This window comes from Hymenobacter rigui (assembly GCF_003944715.1).
Taxonomy (GTDB): Bacteria; Bacteroidota; Bacteroidia; order Cytophagales; family Hymenobacteraceae; genus Hymenobacter; species Hymenobacter rigui.
On record NZ_RWIT01000006.1, the window covers coordinates 132,817 to 154,968 of the forward strand.

A 22,152-nucleotide genomic window follows, 5' to 3' on the forward strand; every position below is an offset into this window, starting at 1 on the left:
TCGTGTGGGCAGGACGTTCTTGCCCCCTCCCTTTCCTCGTCGCTTTGCCAAAACTGCTTTCCGCCCGCAAGGGTCCACCTCAACCGGTTGCCATTGTCGGGGCCGGTATTGCCGGCATTGCCACGGCGGTACGGCTGGCCGTGCAGGGCCACCGCGTTACGGTGTTTGAGGCGCAGGAATCCTTTGGGGGCAAAATGCACCAGCTGGAACTGCCGGGCGGCTACCGTTTCGATGGAGGACCTTCCTTGTTTACCCTGCCGCATCTGGTGGACGAGCTGTTCCAGCTGGCCGGCCGCAACCCCCAGGACTACTTCCGCTATCAGCGCCTCGACCCCATTACCCAGTACTTCTTCGCCGACGGTACCCGTCTTACCGCCTGGGCCGAAGAGGAGCAGTTTGCCCGGGAGGTAGAGGAGAAGCTGCAGGTGCCGGCGGCAGAGGTGCTCCAGTTCCTGCGCCGCAGCGGCCGGGCCTATGAGGCCACCGCGGGCACGTTTCTGCAAAAATCCCTGCACAAAGCCAGCACGTACCTTAGCCCCGAGGTGCTGAAAGCCCTGGCCGCGCTGCCACAGCTGGGCCTCACCAGCACTATGCACCAGCGCCACACCGCCGCCTTCCAGGATGCGCGCCTCGTGCAGCTCTTCGACCGGTTTGCTACCTACAACGGCTCCGACCCTTACCAGGCTCCTGCCACGCTGAGCATGATTCCGCATCTGGAGCACGGGCTGGGGGCATATTACCCTGAGGGCGGTATCTATGCCATTGCCCAAAGTCTGGTGCGGCTGGCCGAGGAGCTGGGTGTGCAGTTCCGCTACCAGGAGCCGGTGCTGGAGATTCTGACGGCCAATGAGCTGGTAACGGGCGTGCGCACCTCCCAGGATGTGTACGATTTCAGCCTTGTAGTCAGCAATATGGATGTAGTGCCGACTTACCGTCGGCTGCTGCCCACCCAGCCGGCTCCCGAGCGCACCCTGCGCCAGCCTCGTTCTTCCTCCGCCCTGATTTTCTATTGGGGCATTGCCCGGCGTTTCCCGGAGCTGGGCGTGCACAACATCTTCTTCTCCCAGGATTACAAGCGGGAGTTTGAGGCCATCTTTCAGGAGAAAACCGTGTCCGACGACCCTACGGTGTACGTCAACATTACCTCCGGGCACACGCCCACCGATGCGCCGGCCGGCCACGAAAACTGGTTTGTGATGGTGAACGTACCCCACGACCAAGGGCAGCCCTGGCCCGAACTGGTGGCGCGTACCCGCACCGCCGTACTGCGCCGGGTAAGCCAGGCCCTCGGTACCGAGGTGGGCACCCTCATCCAGGCCGAACACGTATGGGACCCGCCGGGCATCGAGGCCCGAACGTCTTCTTTCGGCGGGGCGTTGTACGGTAGCTCCAGCAACAACACGCTGGCGGCCTTTCTGCGCCACCCAAATTTCTCGGGGCAACTGGAGGGGCTGTACTTTTGCGGGGGCTCGGTGCATCCTGGCGGCGGTATTCCGCTTTGCCTGCTCTCGGCCCGTATCGTGTCCTCTTTAATTATGAATGAGGAATGATGAGGTAGGAATTGTTTACGCTGGTCGGCCAACTGTCAGATAGGAGCCCCGCCGACGAGACAATTACTCACTCATACTTCTTAACTCATAGTTCATCATTCCCCCTCATGCCTGAATCAACGCAACAACTTTCTCCGCCGGCCACGGCAATTCCCGATGCGCAGAAGCGGCGTTTGCGCTGGGCACAAGGTATCCTGCTGCTGTTTCATGTTACCGGGTTCATCGGGCTGGCGTTTTCACAGGACCCTAGCTTTTACCTGCGGTTCGTACCGCTTAATCTGCTGCTGACGCTGGGGTTGCTGCTGGCCTTTCAGCCCCGCCGCACGCCGGCTTTCTGGGGCTTTTGCGTGGTGGTGGCGCTGGTGGGCTTTCTGGTGGAGGTAGTGGGCATCCGGACGGGGCTGCTGTTCGGGCAGTATGAGTATGGTGCAACCCTGGGTCTGAAGTGGCTGGATGTGCCCCTGATAATTGGCGTAAACTGGCTGATGCTCACGTATTCGGCCGGCGTATTGGCGCGCTACCTCCCCATTCCCGATTTTTTGCGGGCCGTGGTAGCGGCTTTGCTCATGGTTGGGCTTGATATTTGTATTGAGCCCGTAGCCGTCCGGTATGATTTCTGGCGCTGGCAGTATGATGTGATTCCGCTGTTGAACTTCAAAGGCTGGTTCGCAGTTAGCCTCATCCTGCAGGTGTACTTCAACCGGGTGGAATTTGACAAACGTAATGTGCTGGTTCCCTTTGTGTATCTGGTGCAGCTGCTGTTTTTTTTCGGACTGGGCATGCTACTCTGAGCCACTGCGGCGTTATGGGGGCGCCGGGCCGTGTGGATAGGAACATATTTCTAATTTTTTGCCCTTCCCCATGGAGGAACTTGTACTCCATCAATTACTGGACCGCGCCAATATCTTATTCCGTCAGGTAGGCGTCGGCATCGTGCACGAGGAGCAACTGGCTGCCGAGCTGGATCTTTCGCTTGCTGCTTTCCGGGAAATATTCGGCTCCAAGGCTGAGCTGCTGCGGGCAGTAACGCAGCGCAACCTGATGCGGCAGCGTCAGGAGCACGAACAGCTACTGGCTAACCTGGCCACGCCCGCCGAGTGCCTACTGGCCCTGCTACACCACAGCATGCACGAGCTGCGCCGTTCCCCCCACCACGACTACCATGTGATGCGGGAGCGTTTCCCGGAGTCGTGGGCACTTATTGAGGACTACCTGACCAGCTACTCGCAGCCGCTGCTGGTGCGGCTGCTGCAACACGGCATTCAGGAAGGCCAGTTCCGCGCCGATTTGGACGCACGGGCTACGGCGCATGTGTTGCTGGCCCTGTTTGGGCTGGTGGTGAACGAGCAGTATTTCCCGCCCGAATACTTCAACATTGCCGATGTGTACCGCAACGTCTGCGGCCCCTACGTGCGCGGCCTGTGCACCACCGCCGGGCTGCGACTGGTAGGGCCGCTGTTTGATAGAATGTAAATTCGTACAAGTGAAATGATGAAGGGGTGCAATGTTCCATTGCACCCCTTCATCATTTCACTTGTATAAGCCTAGCAGCTAATCTTATCCACGCGGGTTTGGTGGCGTCCGCCCTCAAAGGCCGTGTTCAGGAACTGGCTGGTGATAGCGCGGGCGGTTTCCTCATCCACGAAGCGGGCCGGAATGCACACCACGTTGGCGTCGTTGTGCTGCCGAATCAGGGTGGCTACTTCCGGTACCCAAGCCAAGCCCGCCCGGATTCCCTGGTGCTTATTGGCCGTAATGCATACGCCATTGGCGGAGCCGCACAGCAAAATGCCCCGCTCAACCTCGCCGCGCTCCACGGCCAGGGCCAGCGGGTGCACGTAGTCGGGGTAGTCAACGGAATCGAGGGAATGGGTGCCGAAGTCCTGCACTTCGTAGCCATTGTCGCTCAGCCATTGGAGTAGCATCTGCTTATACTCGAAGCCGGCATGGTCGGAGCCGATGGCAAGTTTCATAAGGAAGGTGTTGATGGTCTAGATGAATGGAAAAGGCAGAAAATGAAAAAGGTGTCGATGTAGCTTGCTAGCTGAACATCGACACCTTTTTCATTTTATCAGAAAGGTTAAGCTATGCCCTGGTTTTCGGCCAGCTTGGCGTTGAGGGCAGCCGTACGGCTCCGGCCCACAATGCGGGCAATATTGATGCTCAGCTCATACAGCAGCATAATCGGAATCGTCACAATGAGCTGGGCCGAAATATCCGGGGGCGTGATGATGGCGGCCACAATCAGGATGACCACAATGGCGTGCTTGCGGTACACCCGCATGATTTCGGGCGTAATCAGGCCGGCCTTGGCTAGGAAGAACACAATCATCGGCAGCTCAAACACGAAGGCGCACGACAGCGTCATGGTCATGAGCGTACTGATGTAGCTCTGCATGTCAATCTGGTTTTCGATGGTGGCATCCACCACATAGCCTGCCAGAAAGTTGATGCTCATAGGAGCGGCCACGTAGTAGCCGAACAGCAGGCCCAGCACAAACAGGATGGACACGAAGAACACCGCCCCGCGGGAGTTGGCCCGCTCGTGGGGGTACAGGCCTGGCCGGATAAAGCGCCAGATTTCCCAGAACAGATACGGAAAGCCCAGCACCAGCCCCACAATAAACGCCGAGCTAAGGTGCATGGACAGCTGTCCGCTCATCTCGCGGTTCTGAATCACGAAGCCGATTTTATCCACGCACAGGCCCTCGGCGTGCAATGCGGCCCCGGCCCGGCACAGCATCTGGTAGGTCCAGAAATCGGGGCGTGAGGGGCCCAGAATCAGGTCGTGAAACAGGAAGTCTTTGGCAAAGAAAGCGCCGGTAGCAAACACCACTACGGCAATAACCGCCCGGATGACGTGCCAGCGCAGCGCCTCTAAGTGGTCGATAAACGACATTTCCTGCTGGTCGCCCAGCGCGGGTTGAATTGGCTCCACTAAGGGTAAATTGAAAAAGGTAGGAAGTCAGGAACGGGAACAAGCCAAGGTGGCAGACCGTGTACGTACGGTACTTCCCCTCAAGTTGGCTTGTTCCCGAACTAACTTAGGCAAACAGCGGATACTGCTGCATCCACTCGTTAATCTCGCCGCGCACCCGCAGAATACGGGCATCATCGGCATTATGCGTCAGTACTTCATCAATGAAGTCCACGATGCGAACCATGTCGGTTTCCTTCAGGCCGCGCGTGGTAACCGCGGCCGAGCCGATGCGCATACCGCTGGTTACGAAGGGCGACTTGTCGTCGAAGGGCACCATGTTCTTGTTGATGGTGATGTCGGCCTTGATGAGGGTGTTTTCGGCCAGCTTGCCGGTAAGGCCTTTGCTGCGCAGGTCAATCAGCATCAGGTGGTTATCGGTGCCGCCCGAAATAATCTGGTAGCCCCGCTCCAGGAAGCCGTTGGCCAGGGCCTGGGCGTTGCGGATAACCTGATGGGTGTACTCGGTGTAAGCGTCGCTGAGGCACTCGCCAAACGCCACTGCCTTGGCCCCGATTACGTGCTCCAGCGGCCCACCCTGGGTGCCCGGAAATACGGCCCCGTCGAGCAGGCTGCTCATCATCCGGATTTCGCCTTTCGGGGTTTTCAGCCCGAAGGGATTTTCGAAATCCTTACCCAGCATGATGAGGCCGCCCCGGGGGCCGCGCAGGGTTTTGTGGGTGGTAGTGGTTACAATGTGGCAGTGCTGGAAGGGGTTATTCAGCAAGCCCTTGGAAATGAGGCCCGAGGGGTGCGAAATATCAGCCAGTAGTAGCGCGCCCACTTCATCGGCGGCTTCGCGCAGGGCCTGGTAGTCCCAGTCGCGGGAGTAGGCCGAGGCTCCGCAGATGATGAGCTTGGGCTGCTCGCGGCGGGCCGTTTCCTTTACTTTCTGCCAGTCGATAAGGCCGGTTTCGGGTTCCACGCCATAAAAGCTGGGCTTGTAGAGCTTACCCGAGAAATTGACGGGCGAGCCGTGGGTGAGGTGACCACCGTGTGAAAGGTCGAAACCAAGGATTTTGTCGCCGGGTTGCAGCACGGCCAGCATCACGGCCGCATTGGCCTGGGCCCCGGAGTGCGGCTGCACGTTCACCCACTCTACCCCGAACAGCTCCTTGGCCCGGTCAATTGCCAATTGCTCAATCTGGTCCACCACTTCGCAGCCGCCATAGTACCGCTTACCGGGCAGGCCCTCAGCGTACTTGTTGGTGAGGATGGAGCCCTGGGCGTGCATTACCTGCTCCGAAACGTAGTTCTCGGAAGCAATAAGCTCAAGGCCGTGGGTTTGCCGCTCTTTCTCCTTCTGAATCAGATCGAAGACGGCGGTATCGAGGGTGTAGGTGGTGGCGTGCGTTTCCATACAGCCAAAGGTAAGCCGGATTTGCGGATGAGGAAATGAAGAAAGCGGGGAGAAGGCCACCCCGGCCAAACGGCCGGGTGAGCCGGTACAAAATTTGGGCATTGGGCCGGTAGCTAGCCGCCGCCGGCGTGTGCAGTAAATGCAGTGTCGGCCCCAGTCCGGCGGAGCTGTAGCCCGGGCAGGGCGGACGGGCGTGTGCGGTAGCCTGCGGGGCACATGTGCAGTATCTGCTACGAGGTGGAATATGAGGTGAAAGCGCAGTTTTTCAGGTGATTGAGGGGCGTTACTTTGCCGGGCCGCCGGGCCCTGGGCGCGGCGGTGTTCCGTTCATTTTTCACTTCCCACAACCAATTTCCTACCCATGAAAAACCGTACTCTTTTTGCCTGGTGCCTGCTGGTGCTAAGCAGTCTGTTACCCTCGCTGGGCCGGGCCCAGGGCAGCGTGCCGTTTACTCTGGCCAACAATTCGCCCACAGCCGATGCCGACCTGTTTGTGGCCATTGTGGGCATCGATACCAACGGCAACCACGTCTGGATCAACCCCACCAACAGCCAGGTGCTGCCCATGAGCACCAGCTACAACACCGTAACCGGCCCCACTATTGGCGGCAACACCGGCCCGGGGCAGAACTCCAAGTACGCGGCCTGCTTTTTCCGGCTCAGCACCATCCCCAACAAAACGTTCACGCTGCCCTACATTGCCGGTTGCCGCATCTACATTTCCCGGGGGCAGCAGCTGTATTTCTACTTCTTCGGGGCCAGCGGGGCACCCAGCGGCTACGCCGGCCCCAACCTGCAGAATGCCACCGACCCCAACCAGGGCATCATCTTTGAAACCATTGAGCTGACCAACAACCAGTATGGTTTCTTCGGCAACACCACCCGCGTGGATGCTTTCCAATACCCGATGGGCCTGGAGCTGTGGGGTAACGGCTACTACAAGAAAACAGGAGAGCTGAAAACCGCCGCCGATATTGTGGCTGCCTACAAAGCCAATGTGCCCACTGAGTTCCAGAGCACCGTGAACAACAGCACCGGCGTCATCACCTTCCCCTCCAAGTCGGCGGCTTTTGCCGATGGCACCAACGGCACCACGGCCGGCCCCTACGGGCAGTACTTCAAAAGCTACATCGACGCCATCTGGAACAAGTACAAGTCGGTGGATCTGATTTTCAACGCCGGCAACGCAGGCGTATTTAAGGGCCGGGTAGATGCCAACGACCGGCTGGTGGTAGTGGGCCAGTCGGGGGCGTATGCCGGCCGCACGGGTATTATCAACGGCCGGCCTACTACCCAGATGGCGTTTGAAGGCAAAGGCCTGCTGGACAACCGCGTGAGCGACGGAGACTGTGACCTGGTGGTGCAGGCTCAGATGACGGCCGCCATCAACCGCCACGTGGTAAACACCACCGCCGCCACCCCCGGCCAGCAGGACTGGTACAATGTGGGCAGCTTCTACCAAACGGCTCCCATGAACTACTACGCCCGGTTCTGGCACCTGCCCGGCATCAGCGTGGATAACCTGAGCTACGGCTTTGCCTACGACGACGTGGCCGATCAGTCGGCCACGCTGCAAACGCCCCAGCCTACCAAAGTGGTAGCTACCTGGGGCGGCTTTGCTGGTCAGGCCACGGGCACCGGCGTAGCCACCATGTACAAGGACTGCAACTACACGGGTACGGCCGTGGCCCTGCCCGTAGGCGACTATACCCTGGCCGCACTGCAAAGCCGGGGCATCCTCAACGACGACATCTCCTCCCTCAAAGTGAACAGCGGCTACGAGGTGGTGCTCTACGAAAACGACAATTACACCGGCGCCTCGCTCACGGTGGGCAGCGCCGGCAACAGCTGCCTGGTAAACAACGCGCTGAGCACCGGCAACTGGAACGACAAGGCCACCTCCCTGCGCGTACGCACGGCTGCCACCAGTACCTTCAGCATAACGCTGCAGGCCGAAGCCGCTAACGTGAACAACGGCATGACAGTAGAAACCACTACTGACACCGGCGGGGGCCAGAACATGGGCTACGTGGACGCCGGCGACTATCTGGTATGGAACAACATCAACTTCCCCACCACCGGCCAATACACCATTGAGTACCGCGTGGCCAGCGGGGCCGGCGGCGGCACCATCTCCTCCGATCTGAATGCCGGTTCCATCCAGTTCGGCAACTCGGCCATTCCGGCCACCGGGGGCTGGCAAACCTGGACGACGGTAGCCAAAACGGTAACCATCAACGCCGGGACGTACAACTTCGGCATTTATGCTCAGAGCGGAGGCTGGAATATTAACTGGGTGCGTATTACCAAAGCAGGCACGGCCCGTATGGCTACCTCGGGGGCTACCACCAAGGAAACCCCGGACGCCCAGCCCGCCCTCACGCTGTACCCCAACCCCGCCGTTGACCGTCTGGAGGTGACGTCGGATGCAGTGCTGGCCGGGAGCAGCTACCGCATTGTAAATGAGCAAGGCCAAACCCTGGCGTCCGGTACGCTGGGCCGGGGGGCGGTAGACGTGGCCAAGCTGCCCAGCGGCATCTACTCACTGGTAGTGGTAAGCACCGAGGGCAAAACCACCGTGCGCCGCTTTATTAAATAACGGCGGTTGTGCTTCAACTATAGCGAATGAAAAGGCTGCTCCGGTGGGGCAGCCTTTTTTACTGCTCCGATGAGCCGAGAAAACGACCTATGCCCAATAAGTTGCCTATTGCAGTTGGGCTTGTCACTAAACGCTGCATCCCTCGTATCTTGCCCGTATGAACACACCCCAGCAGCTCGCCGAAGTCCTGACCAGCCTCCGCGTCGGCAACCAGTCGTTTCTGATTACCTTCTATGAGCAGAACCGCGACCTGTTTGCCCGCTGGGCCCGCCGCCAACACCAGCTTCCGGCCCCGGAGGCCCATGAGCTGCTGCGCACGGTGCTGGTGGAGTTCTACGACCAGGTATCGGACGGCCGCCTGACCAAGCTTCCCCCCGATTTGCGGGCCTACGTGTACGGCATGGCCGATGAGCAGGTGCGGGCTGCCCGCACCACGGCCGTGCTGCCCAAGGCCGAAGCCGGCCGTCGGCAGCGCCTGCTGGGCCTGTTCCGGCAGCTGGGCCTGGACTCCCAGAAAATGCTGATGTATTTTTATTTCCGGGGCTACAACTTCGAGAAGATGGCCGGAAAGATGGGCTTTGCCAATGCCAACGTGGCCCGGATGCAGAAATCCATCTGCCTGCGTAAACTCTACGAGTTGCGCCTGCGTACCGAAACGGCCGCCAGCTAGCGGCTATGCCGGCTTCTGCGTAGCTTAGCCACCCGATTACGTCTCTCTTCCACACTGCCGCATCAGGTTCTGAAGCCTGCTATGCACTGCCGAATTCCGCACCTGCACCTCAATGACCCCGCCCACCCCCGACCTGCGCCCCTACCTCGATGAGCTGGAACGCTTTGCCGATGGGCAGATGGGAGCTGCTGAACAAGAGGCTTTTGAAATCCGACTGGAACAGGACCCCGAACTGTACCAGGCCTACCAGCTCTATGAGCAGCTTTCGGCCGACCTGCGCTGGGTGGCGGGCCACGAAACCCTTTATCAGCGGCTGTTGTCTTTAGACCGTCGCCTTGATCAGCGGCAGGAAGCCCTGGCCCGCATCAAGCGCCGCCAGCGCCGGCTGCAGCGCCAGTGGGCCGTGGTAGGTGGGGTGGCCCTGGTCGCCTTGGTGGCGGTGTGGTGGTTTCTGATGCGACCCGCCAGCACCAGCCCCGAAATTGCCTGGACGCGCTACTACGTACCCGACTCCGGCCTCACTGACGAGGTAATTCAGGAAAGCCAGCGCCCTTTGCTGGCCGAAGCCATGCGCCAGTACCGGGAAGGACATTACACGCCTGCCCTCTACACCCTGCGCCGAGTGCCAACCAGCACGTTGGGCCAGGATACCCTTACCTACTACAACGGTATTTTCCTGCTCAGCCAAGATGACCCCGAGCAGGTACGGGCCGCTCAGCCATTTCTGCGGCGGGTGGCTATGCAGTCAAGCTCCCGGCTGGCGGGCCGGGCCCGCTACCACCTGGGCATGGCCTACTGGCGCAATCAGCAGATTACCGCCGCCCGCAACACGCTCCGGTCGGTAGCCAACGACACCCGCAACCCCTACCAGGAAGCCGCCCGCCAGCTCCTCCGCTCCGATGCGCTGCCGCAGGAGTAAGCAACGCACAAGTCAAAAGGAAAAAAGTAAAAGCGCTGACGTGGCCTCCATCAGGTTTCGTCAGCGCTTTGATTTTACCGCACCCCAATCGGGTAGTCGAGCTCGATGTTGGGCTGCAGAATCAGCTCGTCGGTATCCAGGTTAAGGGCAGACAGGTGGCGCAGCTCGGGGTTGTGGCGGTACACGCAGCCCGTATCCAGCCCAATAGCGCCGGCTCGGGCTTTCACCCGTTTTTTCACTTCAACGGTAGGTGTAGGCACGTGGCCGTGTATCAGCCGGCGGCCTTCTAGGCGGGAGGCATCAAACACAAACTCCTTGATATTAAGCATGGTGTGCCAGTCCTGGCGCATTGCGGCGGGCGGCAGCCGGAAGTTGAACCCGGCGTGTACCAGCACCCAGCCCGGCACTTCCAACTGATACGGCAGCTCCTGCAGCCAGCGGAGATAAGAGGTCGGAATATCCTCGGGGCGCTGCACGCCGAAGCTGCTGAGCGTCAGCTGCCGGTCCTGGGCGGATGCCCACGTAACGCCCGTGTTACCCTGGGCCGCATCCAGCAGCTCTTGGTCGTGGTTGCCACGCAGGCAGACGACGCGGTATCCCCGCTGCGGCAGCTGCATCAGGTAATCGAGCACGCCGCGGCTGTCCGGTCCTTTGTTTACGTAGTCGCCCAGCACATACAGCTCATCCTGGGGGCGCAGCTTCAGCCTGTGCTCAACTAACTGCCGGAAAGAGAGCAGGCAGCCGTGCAAATCGGTGGTTACGTAGCGGGCCATACAGAGGGGGAGTTGAGAATACAAAAAAGCACCTGCCTGCGCAGGTGCTTTTGATAAAAGAGAAAGAGCTGACTAATAGCCGGGCTTATCCAACTCAGGTTTATGCAGGTTGCGGTTGGGGTGGCGCTGGCCGGCATCCTGCGCATCCTGCTCCAGTTGGTCCTCGGTTTTCTCGTCCAGCGAGCCAGCCGGTAAGGCATCTGCTTTGGAGGTGCCTACATCGGCCTTCCGGTCGTGTTTCTCCTGTGATTCCTGGTTTGCTTCACTACTATGATGTGCCATGATACAAGGAAGTTAGGTAAACGATAAGGACTACCGTCAACAGGCAGTAGTCCATTAAACAGCTACTGCACAATGGCAGTGTCGGTAGCGTCGGGGTCAGTGAGGTCAGCGTTGGTGCCCTGGCGGGCCAGGTCGGCGTTGGTACCGGTTTTGGGCTCCATCTGACCCATGCCTACCCGGGAGTCGGGGTTCTGCATTTCGTCGCGGCCGGAGCGGGCGTCGTCCAGGTCCAGCTCATCCACGGGGCGGTGGGCTTCCAGGTCCTGGTCGTCATCGGCGGGCAAATCCTGATTAGGGCGGTCGGGGCGGCCTTCATCGGAGGTGCGCATGTTATCGGCAGGGTGCTCAATCTTGTCGGTGTCTTCGTTCACCGATACAGCCGAAATGCCGGTGCCGCTGTCGGTGCCGTAGCCTTCCTTGCCTTCCCGGTTGCCGAAGCCCCCGCGGGCTGCTTCGTTCTTGGGAGGGTCGCCGCCGGGCGTGATGTGGCCGGCAGCCATTTCCTGCTCAGTTGTATCGTCGTTGATGACGCGTACGGGACGGTCGTTGGGGTCAATAGCCATAGTAAAGGAGGTGTTGAGGTGGGCAGAGCGTACAGGGTAAGTGTACTGCGGTTCCCGGATTTGGGTTTAGCTTTGCCCGTATCCTGCTCAACTATTCTGCTCTATTGCCATGTCATCCAACGTATTACCGGCCATTCGTTCCGTTGCCATCCTGCTGCAGCACGTAGCATCGGGGGAAACCGTGAAGTACCTGTTTTTCTGGGGGCATACCAGCAAGGGCGGCCTTGGCAAAGAGGTGTTCAGCCAGTGGTATCCGGCTCCGTTCACCCTCGGCGGCGATACTTACGCCACCACCGAGCACTACATGATGGCCGAAAAAGCCCGGCTGTTTCAGGATGAAGCCACCCGCCAGGCTATTCTGCAGGCCCCACACCCGGACGTAGCCAAGCGTCTGGGCCGCCAGGTGCAGGGCTTCGACGAAGCGGCGTGGAATGCGCAGCGGTTTGGGATTGTGGTGCGCGGCAACCTAGCCAAATTCGGGCAGCACGCGGCGTTGCGGGAGTTTCTGCTGGGCACTGGCAACCGGGTGCTGGTTGAGGCCAGCCCCGTTGACAGCATCTGGGGCATCGGCCTGGCCCAGGACCATCCGCAGGCTACCAACCCCGCCGAGTGGCCCGGCCTGAACCTGCTGGGCTTTGCCTTGATGGAAGTGCGCAGTAACCTGTAATTTCCCCCCATTATGTGGACCGAAACCGACAACGCCCTTACCCGTACCTTCCGTTTCACGGATTTCAAAATGGCCTTCAGCTTCATGAGCGACGTGGCCGAGGAAGCTGAATACCAGGAGCATCATCCATGGTGGAGCAACGAGTATAACGTGGTCAGTTTCCGCCTGCGCACCCATGATGCCGGCAACACCGTGACGGACAAAGACCACCAGCTCGCCGCCGCCATTGACAAGCTGGCGGCCGAATACGGCGGGGAAGAGGTTAAATAGGAGCTGACAGAACCTTATTGTTCGTCATTTTGAGCGCAGCCGAGGAATCTCGCGTGCTGACGTCAGAGTTAGCATCACAACATCAGCACGCGAGATTCCTCGGCTGCGCTCGGAATGACGTGTGGTGTATACTGACAACCAGCAACCAGCAACTAGCAACTCCCTTCAACTACCTTTGCCCGTATGGCTGAACCCCAAGAAAAGACGTTGCTGTACCTGGTGCCCACGCCCATCGGCAACCTGGAGGATATAACCCTGCGCGCCATTCGGGTGCTGGGCGAGGTGGATACCGTGCTGGCGGAGGATACCCGCACCAGCGGCCGCCTGTTGCAGCATCTCGGCCTGAAAAAGCCCATGCTCAGCTACCACCTCCACAACGAACACCAGCAGGTGCAGCGGCTGTTGGAGCGGCTGGAAAAGGGCGAAACCATGGCCCTGGTATCCGATGCCGGCACGCCCGGCATTTCCGACCCCGGCTTTCTGCTGGTGCGCGAGTGCCTGGCGCGGGGCCTGAAAGTGGAATGTCTGCCGGGGGCCACAGCTTTCGTGCCGGCCCTGCTGAAATCGGGGTTCGGGGCTGAGCGGTTCACGTTTGAGGGATTTCTGCCGGTGAAGAAGGGCCGCCAGACGCGCCTGCAGGAGCTGACCCAGGAGCACCGCACCATGATTTTCTACGAGTCGCCGCACCGCATTGTAAAAACGCTGGAGCAGTTGGCCGAGGTACTGGGGCCCGAGCGGCCCGCCTCCGTGAGCCGCGAGCTGACCAAGCTGTTCGAGGAAACCGTAACGGCCCCGCTGGCCGAGCTGGCCGCTACCTTTGCCGCCCGACCCGCCATCAAAGGCGAAATAGTGCTGGTGGTGCAGGGCCGTAAGGAGGAGCGCCCCGCCAAAGAAGACCGATACAAGAACGACGACCGTGACGAATAACGCTACCCGGACCACTGCCGCCCCCGCTGCCGCACCGGTCATTACCACTCCGGCGTTCTGGCTGCCTACTATGCTGGTGCTACTAGGGGCTTTTCTGCTGTGGCTGGGCTGGCCGGTGCACCCGGCTCCACTGGCGGCGGTACTACTGGTGGGCTGGGTGCCATACTTGGTGCTGGAACACCTGCTTACCCAACGCGGGGCCAGCGGCTGGAAAGTGTGGCGCTACAGCTACCTGCTGCTGCTGCTCTGGAACGTGTTTACTACGTACTGGGTGAGCTACAGCACTTTGGGTGGCGGCATCACGGCCGTGGTGGCCAACGCCGCCCTCATGAGCCTGCCGCTCACCGCCTTCCGGCTCACCAAGAAGCACTTCGGCCCGAAGCTGGGCTACGCCTCCCTGCCTGTTTTCTGGATTGCCTTCGAGCAGCTGCACCTGCATTGGTTTCTGACCTGGCCCTGGCTGACGCTGGGCAACGGCTTTGCGCAGGCCAACCAGTGGGTGCAGTGGTACGAGTACACCGGCTTTCTGGGCGGCTCGCTCTGGATGTGGGTGGTGAACCTGCTGGCGTTTTTATCAATTAAAAATGAAAAATTAAAAATTAAAGGTGGAGCCGGTGAGGTAGTAAAACCTCAGCCACTTTTAACTTTTAATTCTTCATTTATAATTCTCTCTCTACTGGCGGCGTTGCTGCCCATCGGCTTGTCTTATTTTATCGGGAGCCGGGTGCAGGAAAAAGGCGAAACGGCGGAGGTGCTGGTAGTGCAGCCGAACGTGGACCCCTACAACGAGAAGTTCGAGGGCGGCTCCCGTTTCGTGCCCTACGATGAGCAGCTGACCCGCCTGCTGACCCTCACCGAGCAGAACCTCACGCCGCAAACCAAGCTGGTGCTCTGGCCCGAAACCAGCCTCGACGAAACCTACTTCGAAGCTACTTTCAATGGCTACCCCAAAGTGCAGCGCCTGCGCGACTGGCTCAGCCGCCACCCCGGCCTCGACCTCGTCACGGGCCTGACTTCGGTGCAGCAGTACGGCTCCGATAAAGCCAAAGCCAGCCCCACCGCCCGCTTCCGCGAGGACCTAGGCTACTACGATATCTTCAATGCGGCCGTGCACCTGCCGGGGCCGGCGCAGTTCTACCACAAGAGCCGGCTGGTGCCGGGCGTGGAGGGTGTACCGCCGTGGCTGAGCATGTTCGTCATTGATTTGGGCGGCACGGCCGGCGGCCTGGGCTCCCAGGAGGAACGCACGGTGTATCCCATGGCCACGCCCGCTCTCAAAGTAGCCCCCGTTATCTGCTACGAGTCGGTGTACGGCGACTTTGTGAACCAGTATGCCCGGAACGGGGCCACGCTCATCGGCATCATCACCAACGACGGGTGGTGGAGTGATTCGCCGGGGCACTTGCAGCATTTGCAGTACGCTACGCTGCGCGCCATTGAAACCCGCCGCGACGTGGCCCGCTCCGCCAACACCGGCATTTCGGGCTTCATCAATCAGAAGGGCGAAATCACCCAGCAAACCGGCTGGTGGGTGCCCGCCGTGAGCCGCGCCACCGTGCACCTGAACACGGAGCTGACGTTTTACGTGAAATACGGGGAGCTTATCGGGCCCGCTTGTCAGGTACTGGCGGTGCTGCTGCTGGTACTTACTGCGGTACGGGCTGTATTACAAAGACAAACCAAACAGTCTAAACTGGCTTAGAATGTTCTGCTTCGAATTCGGTCAGCATGAATCAACACGACTAATTGCATGGATTACAATCAAATCAGCTTTCAGCTGGCGGCCGTAACGCGCCACGCGGGCCAGTTCATCCGCCAGGAGGCGGCCACGTTCAACCGCAGCCACATTGAGTTGAAGGGCGTGCACGACCTGGTGTCGTACGTGGATAAGGAAACCGAAAAGCTGCTGGTAGCGGGTCTGCGCGAGGTGCTGCCCGAGGCTGGCTTTATCACCGAGGAAGGCACCGAGGGCGCCGACCGGGCCGAGGAGTACAACTGGGTTATTGACCCCCTGGACGGTACCACCAACTTCGTGCACGGCCTGCCGGTGTACTGCGTGAGCGTGGGCCTGGTAAAAGGTAACGAGCTGGTGGCCGGCGTGGTGTACGAGGTAGTGCGCGACGAATGCTTCCGGGCCGCCAAGGGAGCCGGGGCGTTCTGCAACGAGCTGCCCATCCACGTGTCTGACGTGCCCGATCTGAACAACAGCCTCATTGCCACCGGCTTTCCCTACACCAAGTTTGAACTGATGAACGATTACCTGCAGGTGTTGGGCTCGTTCATGCGCCGTTCCCACGGGGTGCGCCGCATCGGTTCTGCCGCCGCCGACCTGGCCTACGTGGCCGCCGGCCGCTTCGAGGGCTTCTTCGAATTCAACCTCAACTCCTACGATGTAGCCGCCGGTATTCTGCTGGTGCGCGAGGCCGGGGGCCGCGTAACGGAGTTCCTGCAGGATGGCGACCCACTATCGGGCCGGCAGGTGGTGGCCAGCAACGGCCTGGTGCACCAGGAAATGCAGGATACCATTCGGGAGTTCTGGCACGAGCAGGAGTAGAAAAAACCTGTTTACTACCGCCCGTCTTTCCGAGCAGCGCGAGGAATCTTGCGTGCTGATGTTGGAGTAGTAACCCCACAACGAAGCGGAAGAGATGCTTCGGCTCCTTACTTGATGCGCAACATGCTCCGCATGATGGATGGTTTGGCAACGTCAGCACGCGAGATTCCTCGCGCTGCTCGGAATGACGGTCCTCTGTACCAGTAAACTTTCCGGCGCGCATCGTAGTTTTGTGAGCATCATGTGGATACAGTATCTCATCATTGCCCTGCTGTTTGCCGGCGCAGCCTGGTACGTGGGGCGCATCTTCTGGCGGTCCTTTTTCTCCAAAGACCAGACGGCCTGCGCCAAGGGCTGCGGCGGGGCCTGCTCCACCATTGATGTGGACCGCCTGCAGCGCACTATTGAGTTGGCCGCCGCCCGCGAAGGGGCCAAAGCATAACGGCGCAATATTCTTGCCCTCGGATATAACCCGCCCCCGTGCCGGCTACGTATAGTCCGGCACGGGGGCTTTTCTGTAGCCCTCAGATTCCTACTGACCGCATCTCTACCTATTCCCTAAAACACCCCTCGCCATGCAGGACAAAGAAGAAGAACGCACCCTCGTAAACGTAGAGCGTAGACTGAACAAGGACGGCTTCACGGCTGACTTCCGCGTTACGGATGGCCGTTTGCACACCATTGACACTGACCGGGACAAGAGCTACGGCCCCAATGAAGTGACTATCGTAGACTTCTACCGCTTCGAGGGCGAGAGTAACCCCGACGACATGTCTATTCTCTACGCCCTGCAGACCACTGATGGCGTAAAGGGCACTATTTCCTCCGCCTTCGGCACTTACGGCGACTCTGACGCGCTGGAGTTCCTGAAGCAGGTAGAGGACCTGGGCAAGAACCTCGATAAGAAGCACATGTAGTCTCTGACTCACATGGCTCAAAAAGAAAAGGCGTTCCGAATTTGTTCGGAACGCCTTTTCTTTTTGCAACAGCCTGAGCGGGTTACTGTACTACTCCAAACCGGCCGCCCTGAGCATCAAGCAGCACCGTGTGCCGGGTGAAGGCCTCGTTACCGAGCATGCCACCCATGCCCGATACCTGCATCAGGGCCCGCTGCCAGAAGCTCACGTTATCAATGTACGTAACGGAGTGCAGCGGCAGCGCCTGGGTACCAATGTGCAGAGTCGCCGCTGAGGCTACGGTGTGGGCGTTAAGGGTTTTGCCCCAGGAGTTCACGCCCGATACGCTGGGCCTGGCCGCCGAAGTGGCTAGTTTTTCCCAGTTGGCCTGGCTGGTGAGCAGCGAGAATGCGCTGCTGCCCGAGTCGAATAGGTAGTTCTGCTGGTCGTTCTGTACGGTGGCCTGCACCAGTACCCGGCGGTTATCGAAGCTGAGTTTGGTGAACTGGGCCCGTTGGGTGAGGCTGTCGGGCAATTGGGCATACAGGCTGAAGCGCTGATGGGGAAAATCAATAACCAACGACTGATTCACCAGCACATCGGCCCCCAGCGAGCCGATGACGAACGGAGCGGTGCTATCGGCCGGCAAGGTGGTGGTACCGTAGCGCAATACCGGCGCTTTGGCCACCGATACCTGCGCGTTACCCAACCCGAACCGTACGGCCCGGAGCGTATCGTGCTGGGGCAGCAGGGCATTTTGGGTAGCGGGGTAGGCGGCGCGCAAAGCGGCCAGCGGGTTGGCGTAGAATACCGTGTACGGGGCGCCGGTATCAAACTGCAGGTAGCAGGTACGGGCGCACCCGGCCAGCTGCACCGGCACCAGCAGCACCGCGTGGGGCCGCGCCGGCGTAACGGTGGAGTCGCCCTGCCAGGCAAACGTAGTGGTAGCGGGTAGCCCAGCCACCGTAAGCTGATTGGCCGGCGGCGCAAAGGCCTGACGAGCGTAGAAGTACCCGCCAATGCCGCTGGCTACCAGCAGCACGACCAGAACGAGGAGAACTTTAAACAGGGTTTTCATAGCAGAGCAGGAACAGGTGGTTGATGTCACCAAAAGTGCGGGTTGCCTGCCCTCGGCCCTGCGTCATTCTACCGTCATTTACCCGTCATTAGGTGTATGTAATTGGTGTATAGTGATTTATAAAATTGGGGTTTACAGGCGAGTCGGGTAGATATCCAAGTGGCCTTTGCGCAGCTGCATCCCGTTGTAGCCTATTATCAACACGTTGAAGCCATAGGTAAGCACTACCATTCCGACGTATAGGCCGGGAAAAACCGTGCGGTGTGCGCCGGCCAGCAGCAGCTGCGCTACCAGTATCAGCATGAAGGCGAAGAAGCTGCCTACCTGCCACAAAATCTGGAAGCCGAGCACCCGCCGGCCCACCTCGGCCACGTGCGCCGTGGTATGCCGGCGGGCCCGCCACAGCCACCATGGCACCAGAATATTGAGCAGCGGCAGCACCAGAAAGCTCAGGGCACTCAGGTTCAGCAGCTGCAGAAAATCGGGGTCGGAGCGGAGGGTGGTCGGGACTACGACCGGGGGCGCGGGCGGGATGGGCAGGGCCGGCTCGGGCTCCGGCCGGAAGGCTTCCAGCGGTACATCCAGCGCAGCGGCCAGGGCCTGCAGGGTATAGCCCCGCGGCTCGGTTTCGCCCTGCTCTACCCGCTGAATGGTGCGCAAACTCACCCCCGACTGCTCCGCCAGCACCTCCTGCGACAAGCCCTTACTTTTGCGGATAGCCGTGATGCGCGCAGTCGAAAACATGGAGTAGGAATAACGGACGGGTAGGTGCCTACCAAGATAGGCGCTTCACCGCATATCCGGCCCCGGCCCGGTATTCCAACGCTTCACAATTTCACCGCTACCCCCACACTTTGGTGCCCTCGGTGCAGTTGCGGCACATGTCTATCTGGTCGCGGCCTTTGAGCAGGGAGCTGCGGAAGCGCTGGTACTTAGGGCCGTGCCAGAGCTGGCGGAAGGTCTGGGTCTGCAGGTCGCCGAGGCGGTACTCCGCGTCCTTATCGAAGCAGCAGGGCACCACTAGTCCGTCCCAGGTAATCACGCAGCTGTGCCACATCTTCCAGCAGTGGTTGAGCAGCCGGTTTTTGATGCTCCAGGTACCGTCCGGGTTGTTTTCGTAGCGGGAGTAGTAGTCAATGGTGGGGATGAGGGGGCTGCCGTTGTGGTAGTCGTAAATCTGGGCGGTTTTAAACCACACGTCATCTACGCCCAGCTCCTGGGCCAGTTGCTTGGCCTCCTCAATCTGGTGCTCGTTGGGGCGGACCACCAGAAACTGAAACACCACCCGCGGCGTCTGGCTTTTCAGCTCCCGCCGCCACTTAATCAGGTTCTTGGTTCCCTCCAGCACCTTATCCAGCTTACCGCCCACCCGGTACTGCTGGTACACGTCCTGGGTAGTGCCGTCCAGGGAAATAATCAGCCGGTCGAGACCCGATTCCACGGTGCGGCGGGCGTTGGTGTCGTTGAGGTAATGGGCATTGGTGCTGGTGGCCGTATAAATGCCTTTGCGACTGGCGTACTGCACCAGGTCTAGGAAGTTGGGGTGCAGGTATGGCTCGCCCTGAAAGTAGAAAATCAGGTACCAGAGCCGGGAAGCTACCTCGTCGATGGTCTTTTTGAACAGCGCATCGGGCAGCATGCCGGTAGGCCGGGTGAAGGAGCGCAGGCCGCTGGGGCACTCGGGGCAGCGCAGGTTGCAGCTGGTGGTGGGCTCGAAGCTCAGGGCCACCGGCAGGCCCCAGTGGCGCGCCTTGCCCGTGAGCTTGCTCAGGGCGTAGCCGCCCACCACCTGCGCCCCGTTCCAGAGGCGGCCGGGGGTAGCTTTCGACAGGAAGTTGAGCGCGTCAGTGAGGAGGGAGGCCATGGGAAAGGCGAAGGTACGGCACCAGTAACAAGCAGCGGCGGAAATCCTCTCTGCGACGGGACGTGAGCAGTTCTGAAAAATATTTTTCGCCCCCGTGTGGAATCTGTCGGGGGCTCGCATCTATCCAGCAGAACCCGGCCGGTTCCCATTCATACACCGCTATTCTCTCTGCTGATGAAACCCTTGCTGTATGGCCTGCTGGCGGCCGGACTACTAACCGCGCCTGGCGCGGCCACCGCCCAAAAAAATACCACTGAAACCCAGCGTCCGGCCCGCTATACCGTGCAGGGCCGCGTAGCCGAACGGACCACTGGTCAGGGCCTGCCGGGTGTTACGGTGCTGATGAAGGGTACCACCGTGGGTGCCAGCACCGACCAGGATGGCCGCTACCAGTTACTGGTGCCCGCTGGAGCTACTACGCTTGTTTTCAGCTCCATTGGGTACGTAACGCAGGAGGTAAAACTCACCGGCCAGACGGTCATCAACGTAGCTTTGACCGCCGACCAGAAGGCGTTGAGCGAAGTAATAGTAACAGGCGGCCCTATCCGCATCCGCGGCAACCGGACGTACGAAAAGCGGCGGGCTAATAAATCGGCACCTGCCAGCGTGAGTTATGATCTACAGGGCGTAGCCCCCAGTCCGTATTACGCCCATGTACAGGAAAACGGGTTTCAGCTGGTAGCGAAAGAGCCGCTGAGTACCTTCAGCATTGATGTGGACGCGGCCAGCTACAGCAACGTGCGCCGCTTCCTGCAGCAGGGCCAGCTGCCGCCCCCCGATGCCGTGCGGGTGGAGGAAATGCTCAACTACTTCCAGTACGACTACCCCCAGCCCGCCGCCACGGCCGCCGAGCCCTTCCGCATTATCACCGAGCAGGCCCAGTGCCCCTGGAACACCGAGCATCAACTGGTGCAGGTGGCCCTGCAGGCCCGCCAGGTAGCCACCGAGAAGCTGCCCCCCGCCAACCTGGTATTTTTGGTAGATGTGTCGGGCTCGATGCAGGGCGAGGACCGGCTGGGACTGGTGCAGCAAAGCCTGCGCCTGCTCACCAAACAGCTGCGGCCCCAGGACCGGGTGGCGCTGGTGGTGTACGCCGGGGCCGCCGGCACGGTGCTGCCGCCCACGGCCGGCACCGAGCGGGCCACCATTCTGCAGGCCATTGATAACTTGGCGGCGGGTGGCTCCACGGCCGGGGGCGCGGGCCTGCGCCTGGCCTACCAGGTGGCCCGGCAGCACTTCAGCAAAGAGGGCAACAACCGCGTGCTACTCTGCACCGATGGCGACTTCAACGTGGGTGAGCAGAGCGACGACGCCATGGAGCACCTCATTGAGCAGGAGCGGGAAAGCGGCGTGTTCCTGACGGTGCTGGGCGTGGGCCAGGGCAACTACCAGGACAAGAAAATGGAGCTGCTGGCCGACAAGGGCAACGGCAACTACGCCTACCTCGACAACCTCGACGAGGCCCGGCGGGTGCTGGTCCAGCAGTTCGGCGGCACGCTGTTCACCCTGGCCAAGGATGTGAAGCTGCAGGTGGAGTTCAACCCTAGCCGGGTGCGCGAGTACCGTCTGGTAGGCTACGAAAACCGCCTGCTGGCCGCTGAGGACTTCAATAATGACCGCAAAGACGCCGGCGAGCTGGGCTCGGGCCACACCGTTACGGCCCTCTACGAGGTGGTGCCCGTGGGCGCGCCAGGCTCGGTGGATCCGCTAAAGTACCAGACCCCTCAGCCCGCCGCGCCGGCCCCGGCTTCGGCGGAGATGCTCACCGTGAAGCTGCGCTATAAGGAACCCCAGGGCCTCACGAGCCGCAAGCTGGAAGTGCCGCTTACCGGCACCGCCCGGCCCATCCAGGAGGCCAGCGAGAACCTGCGGTTTGCAGCGGCCGTGGCCCAGTTTGGCATGCTGCTGCGCCAGAGCGACTACCGCGGCACGGCCACCTACGAAACCACTACCCGCCTGGCCGACGGAGCCCGCCGCTTCGACCCCGACGGATACCGCGCCGAGTTGGTGCGCCTCGTCAAACTGGCGGAAGGCCTGCGCCCCGAAGCCTATGGCGCACGGTAAGGTTCTTTAATTTGAAAAATAACTATCAGATTTTCAGAAACATGCAACCAAATACTGGCTTTCTGTGCTCTTGATTCTGCCTGGACTCCACACTAGCCGAAGATTCCGGGCGTTTCGGCTCTGATTTCACTTTTACCGA

The 22,152-nt window shown here is 60.4% G+C and carries 23 protein-coding genes; 14 read left to right on the top strand and 9 right to left on the bottom strand.

Annotation, left to right across the window (positions count from 1 at the left end):
* The first annotated feature begins 44 nt into the window (after positions 1–44).
* The 3 genes from crtD to EI291_RS13200 all read left to right on the top strand — a co-directional run bounded on the left by crtD (position 45) and on the right by EI291_RS13200 (position 3,023).
* Positions 45–1,550 carry a 1-hydroxycarotenoid 3,4-desaturase CrtD gene (gene crtD, locus EI291_RS13190; RefSeq protein ID WP_240635543.1) on the top strand — a complete coding sequence of 502 codons (1,506 nt, stop codon included), beginning with the start codon at positions 45–47 and terminating at the stop codon, positions 1,548–1,550.
* A 107-nt stretch (positions 1,551–1,657) separates the two neighbouring features.
* The gene (locus EI291_RS13195; RefSeq protein WP_125420630.1) at positions 1,658–2,341 is read left to right on the top strand and encodes a carotenoid biosynthesis protein; all 684 of its coding nucleotides are present in this window, start codon (positions 1,658–1,660) and stop codon (positions 2,339–2,341) included.
* 70 nt (positions 2,342–2,411) lie between these two features.
* Positions 2,412–3,023, top strand: coding sequence for a TetR/AcrR family transcriptional regulator (locus EI291_RS13200; RefSeq protein WP_125420632.1), 612 nt, complete (start codon positions 2,412–2,414; stop codon positions 3,021–3,023).
* Between the two features lie 71 nt (positions 3,024–3,094).
* Here the strand turns inward: EI291_RS13200 and rpiB are convergent, their stop codons facing one another.
* The 3 genes from rpiB to EI291_RS13215 form a co-directional block, all read right to left on the bottom strand.
* Positions 3,095–3,523 carry a ribose 5-phosphate isomerase B gene (gene rpiB / locus EI291_RS13205; RefSeq protein WP_125420634.1) on the bottom strand — a complete coding sequence of 143 codons (429 nt, stop codon included), beginning with the start codon at positions 3,521–3,523 and terminating at the stop codon, positions 3,095–3,097.
* Positions 3,524–3,630: 107 nt separating this feature from the next.
* On the bottom strand, positions 3,631–4,488 hold the full coding sequence (gene tatC, locus EI291_RS13210; protein ID WP_317127656.1) for a twin-arginine translocase subunit TatC: 858 nt from the start codon (positions 4,486–4,488) through the stop codon (positions 3,631–3,633).
* A gap of 106 nt (positions 4,489–4,594) precedes the next feature.
* Positions 4,595–5,887: a serine hydroxymethyltransferase gene (locus tag EI291_RS13215; RefSeq protein ID WP_125420636.1), complete on the bottom strand. Its 1,293-nt coding sequence runs from the start codon at positions 5,885–5,887 to the stop codon at positions 4,595–4,597.
* A gap of 361 nt (positions 5,888–6,248) precedes the next feature.
* Between EI291_RS13215 and EI291_RS13220 the strand changes: the two genes are divergently transcribed.
* The 3 genes from EI291_RS13220 (at position 6,249) to EI291_RS13230 (ending at position 10,075) form a co-directional block, all read left to right on the top strand.
* The gene (locus tag EI291_RS13220) at positions 6,249–8,486 is read left to right on the top strand and encodes a beta-1,3-glucanase family protein (RefSeq protein ID WP_125420638.1); all 2,238 of its coding nucleotides are present in this window, start codon (positions 6,249–6,251) and stop codon (positions 8,484–8,486) included.
* A 157-nt stretch (positions 8,487–8,643) separates the two neighbouring features.
* Complete coding sequence (locus EI291_RS13225) at positions 8,644–9,156, top strand: hypothetical protein (RefSeq protein WP_125420640.1); 513 nt, start codon at positions 8,644–8,646, stop codon at positions 9,154–9,156.
* A 112-nt stretch (positions 9,157–9,268) separates the two neighbouring features.
* A complete protein-coding gene (locus EI291_RS13230) occupies positions 9,269–10,075 on the top strand; it encodes a hypothetical protein (RefSeq protein ID WP_125420642.1) in 807 nt (268 codons plus the stop codon).
* A 74-nt stretch (positions 10,076–10,149) separates the two neighbouring features.
* On the opposite strand, the gene EI291_RS13235 is transcribed toward EI291_RS13230, so the two are convergent.
* The 3 genes from EI291_RS13235 to EI291_RS13245 form a co-directional block, all read right to left on the bottom strand.
* Positions 10,150–10,848: a metallophosphoesterase family protein gene (locus tag EI291_RS13235; RefSeq protein ID WP_125420644.1), complete on the bottom strand. Its 699-nt coding sequence runs from the start codon at positions 10,846–10,848 to the stop codon at positions 10,150–10,152.
* Positions 10,849–10,920: 72 nt separating this feature from the next.
* Entirely contained in the window at positions 10,921–11,130 is a 210-nt protein-coding gene (locus EI291_RS13240) for a hypothetical protein (RefSeq protein WP_125420646.1), read from the bottom strand.
* Between the two features lie 62 nt (positions 11,131–11,192).
* On the bottom strand, positions 11,193–11,693 hold the full coding sequence (locus tag EI291_RS13245) for a hypothetical protein (protein WP_125420648.1): 501 nt from the start codon (positions 11,691–11,693) through the stop codon (positions 11,193–11,195).
* Positions 11,694–11,802: 109 nt separating this feature from the next.
* Between EI291_RS13245 and EI291_RS13250 the strand changes: the two genes are divergently transcribed.
* The 7 genes from EI291_RS13250 (at position 11,803) to EI291_RS13280 (ending at position 17,028) form a co-directional block, all read left to right on the top strand.
* A complete protein-coding gene (locus tag EI291_RS13250; protein ID WP_125420650.1) occupies positions 11,803–12,360 on the top strand; it encodes an NADAR family protein in 558 nt (185 codons plus the stop codon).
* A gap of 12 nt (positions 12,361–12,372) precedes the next feature.
* The gene (locus EI291_RS13255; RefSeq protein ID WP_125420652.1) at positions 12,373–12,630 is read left to right on the top strand and encodes a 4a-hydroxytetrahydrobiopterin dehydratase; all 258 of its coding nucleotides are present in this window, start codon (positions 12,373–12,375) and stop codon (positions 12,628–12,630) included.
* A 183-nt stretch (positions 12,631–12,813) separates the two neighbouring features.
* On the top strand, positions 12,814–13,557 hold the full coding sequence (gene rsmI, locus EI291_RS13260) for a 16S rRNA (cytidine(1402)-2'-O)-methyltransferase (RefSeq protein WP_125420654.1): 744 nt from the start codon (positions 12,814–12,816) through the stop codon (positions 13,555–13,557).
* Positions 13,547–15,259 (top strand): apolipoprotein N-acyltransferase, encoded by a 1,713-nt coding sequence (gene lnt, locus EI291_RS13265; RefSeq protein WP_240635544.1) that lies wholly within the window; start codon positions 13,547–13,549, stop codon positions 15,257–15,259. The genes rsmI and lnt overlap by 11 nt, the downstream gene beginning before the upstream one ends.
* A 48-nt stretch (positions 15,260–15,307) precedes the next feature.
* Positions 15,308–16,111, top strand: coding sequence for an inositol monophosphatase family protein (locus EI291_RS13270; RefSeq protein ID WP_125420656.1), 804 nt, complete (start codon positions 15,308–15,310; stop codon positions 16,109–16,111).
* A gap of 241 nt (positions 16,112–16,352) precedes the next feature.
* On the top strand, positions 16,353–16,553 hold the full coding sequence (locus EI291_RS13275) for a FeoB-associated Cys-rich membrane protein (protein WP_170172626.1): 201 nt from the start codon (positions 16,353–16,355) through the stop codon (positions 16,551–16,553).
* Positions 16,554–16,686: 133 nt separating this feature from the next.
* The gene (locus tag EI291_RS13280) at positions 16,687–17,028 is read left to right on the top strand and encodes a hypothetical protein (RefSeq protein WP_125420660.1); all 342 of its coding nucleotides are present in this window, start codon (positions 16,687–16,689) and stop codon (positions 17,026–17,028) included.
* 82 nt (positions 17,029–17,110) lie between these two features.
* On the opposite strand, the gene EI291_RS13285 is transcribed toward EI291_RS13280, so the two are convergent.
* From EI291_RS13285 to EI291_RS13295, 3 genes are all read right to left on the bottom strand, one after another.
* Entirely contained in the window at positions 17,111–18,085 is a 975-nt protein-coding gene (locus EI291_RS13285; protein ID WP_125420662.1) for a hypothetical protein, read from the bottom strand.
* A 132-nt stretch (positions 18,086–18,217) separates the two neighbouring features.
* On the bottom strand, positions 18,218–18,829 hold the full coding sequence (locus EI291_RS13290) for a helix-turn-helix domain-containing protein (protein WP_125420664.1): 612 nt from the start codon (positions 18,827–18,829) through the stop codon (positions 18,218–18,220).
* A 97-nt stretch (positions 18,830–18,926) separates the two neighbouring features.
* Entirely contained in the window at positions 18,927–19,949 is a 1,023-nt protein-coding gene (locus EI291_RS13295) for an SPASM domain-containing protein (RefSeq protein WP_125420666.1), read from the bottom strand.
* A gap of 174 nt (positions 19,950–20,123) precedes the next feature.
* Between EI291_RS13295 and EI291_RS13300 the strand changes: the two genes are divergently transcribed.
* A complete protein-coding gene (locus tag EI291_RS13300; protein ID WP_125420668.1) occupies positions 20,124–22,013 on the top strand; it encodes a vWA domain-containing protein in 1,890 nt (629 codons plus the stop codon).
* Positions 22,014–22,152: the final 139 nt, after the last annotated feature.

What these genes read in the sequence shown, in the direction of transcription:
- EI291_RS13195 (WP_125420630.1), top strand. Translation starts at nt 1,658, where the DNA reads ATGCCTGAATCAACGCAACAACTTTCTCCGCCGGCCACGGCAATTCCC.
- EI291_RS13200 (WP_125420632.1), top strand. Translation starts at nt 2,412, where the DNA reads ATGGAGGAACTTGTACTCCATCAATTACTGGACCGCGCCAATATCTTA.
- rpiB (WP_125420634.1), bottom strand. Translation starts at nt 3,523, where the DNA reads ATGAAACTTGCCATCGGCTCCGACCATGCCGGCTTCGAGTATAAGCAG.
- EI291_RS13215 (WP_125420636.1), bottom strand. Translation starts at nt 5,887, where the DNA reads ATGGAAACGCACGCCACCACCTACACCCTCGATACCGCCGTCTTCGAT.
- EI291_RS13220 (WP_125420638.1), top strand. Translation starts at nt 6,249, where the DNA reads ATGAAAAACCGTACTCTTTTTGCCTGGTGCCTGCTGGTGCTAAGCAGT.
- EI291_RS13225 (WP_125420640.1), top strand. Translation starts at nt 8,644, where the DNA reads ATGAACACACCCCAGCAGCTCGCCGAAGTCCTGACCAGCCTCCGCGTC.
- EI291_RS13230 (WP_125420642.1), top strand. Translation starts at nt 9,269, where the DNA reads ATGACCCCGCCCACCCCCGACCTGCGCCCCTACCTCGATGAGCTGGAA.
- EI291_RS13235 (WP_125420644.1), bottom strand. Translation starts at nt 10,848, where the DNA reads ATGGCCCGCTACGTAACCACCGATTTGCACGGCTGCCTGCTCTCTTTC.
- EI291_RS13240 (WP_125420646.1), bottom strand. Translation starts at nt 11,130, where the DNA reads ATGGCACATCATAGTAGTGAAGCAAACCAGGAATCACAGGAGAAACAC.
- EI291_RS13245 (WP_125420648.1), bottom strand. Translation starts at nt 11,693, where the DNA reads ATGGCTATTGACCCCAACGACCGTCCCGTACGCGTCATCAACGACGAT.
- EI291_RS13250 (WP_125420650.1), top strand. Translation starts at nt 11,803, where the DNA reads ATGTCATCCAACGTATTACCGGCCATTCGTTCCGTTGCCATCCTGCTG.
- EI291_RS13255 (WP_125420652.1), top strand. Translation starts at nt 12,373, where the DNA reads ATGTGGACCGAAACCGACAACGCCCTTACCCGTACCTTCCGTTTCACG.
- rsmI (WP_125420654.1), top strand. Translation starts at nt 12,814, where the DNA reads ATGGCTGAACCCCAAGAAAAGACGTTGCTGTACCTGGTGCCCACGCCC.
- EI291_RS13270 (WP_125420656.1), top strand. Translation starts at nt 15,308, where the DNA reads ATGGATTACAATCAAATCAGCTTTCAGCTGGCGGCCGTAACGCGCCAC.
- EI291_RS13275 (WP_170172626.1), top strand. Translation starts at nt 16,353, where the DNA reads ATGTGGATACAGTATCTCATCATTGCCCTGCTGTTTGCCGGCGCAGCC.
- EI291_RS13280 (WP_125420660.1), top strand. Translation starts at nt 16,687, where the DNA reads ATGCAGGACAAAGAAGAAGAACGCACCCTCGTAAACGTAGAGCGTAGA.
- EI291_RS13285 (WP_125420662.1), bottom strand. Translation starts at nt 18,085, where the DNA reads ATGAAAACCCTGTTTAAAGTTCTCCTCGTTCTGGTCGTGCTGCTGGTA.
- EI291_RS13290 (WP_125420664.1), bottom strand. Translation starts at nt 18,829, where the DNA reads ATGTTTTCGACTGCGCGCATCACGGCTATCCGCAAAAGTAAGGGCTTG.
- EI291_RS13295 (WP_125420666.1), bottom strand. Translation starts at nt 19,949, where the DNA reads ATGGCCTCCCTCCTCACTGACGCGCTCAACTTCCTGTCGAAAGCTACC.
- EI291_RS13300 (WP_125420668.1), top strand. Translation starts at nt 20,124, where the DNA reads ATGAAACCCTTGCTGTATGGCCTGCTGGCGGCCGGACTACTAACCGCG.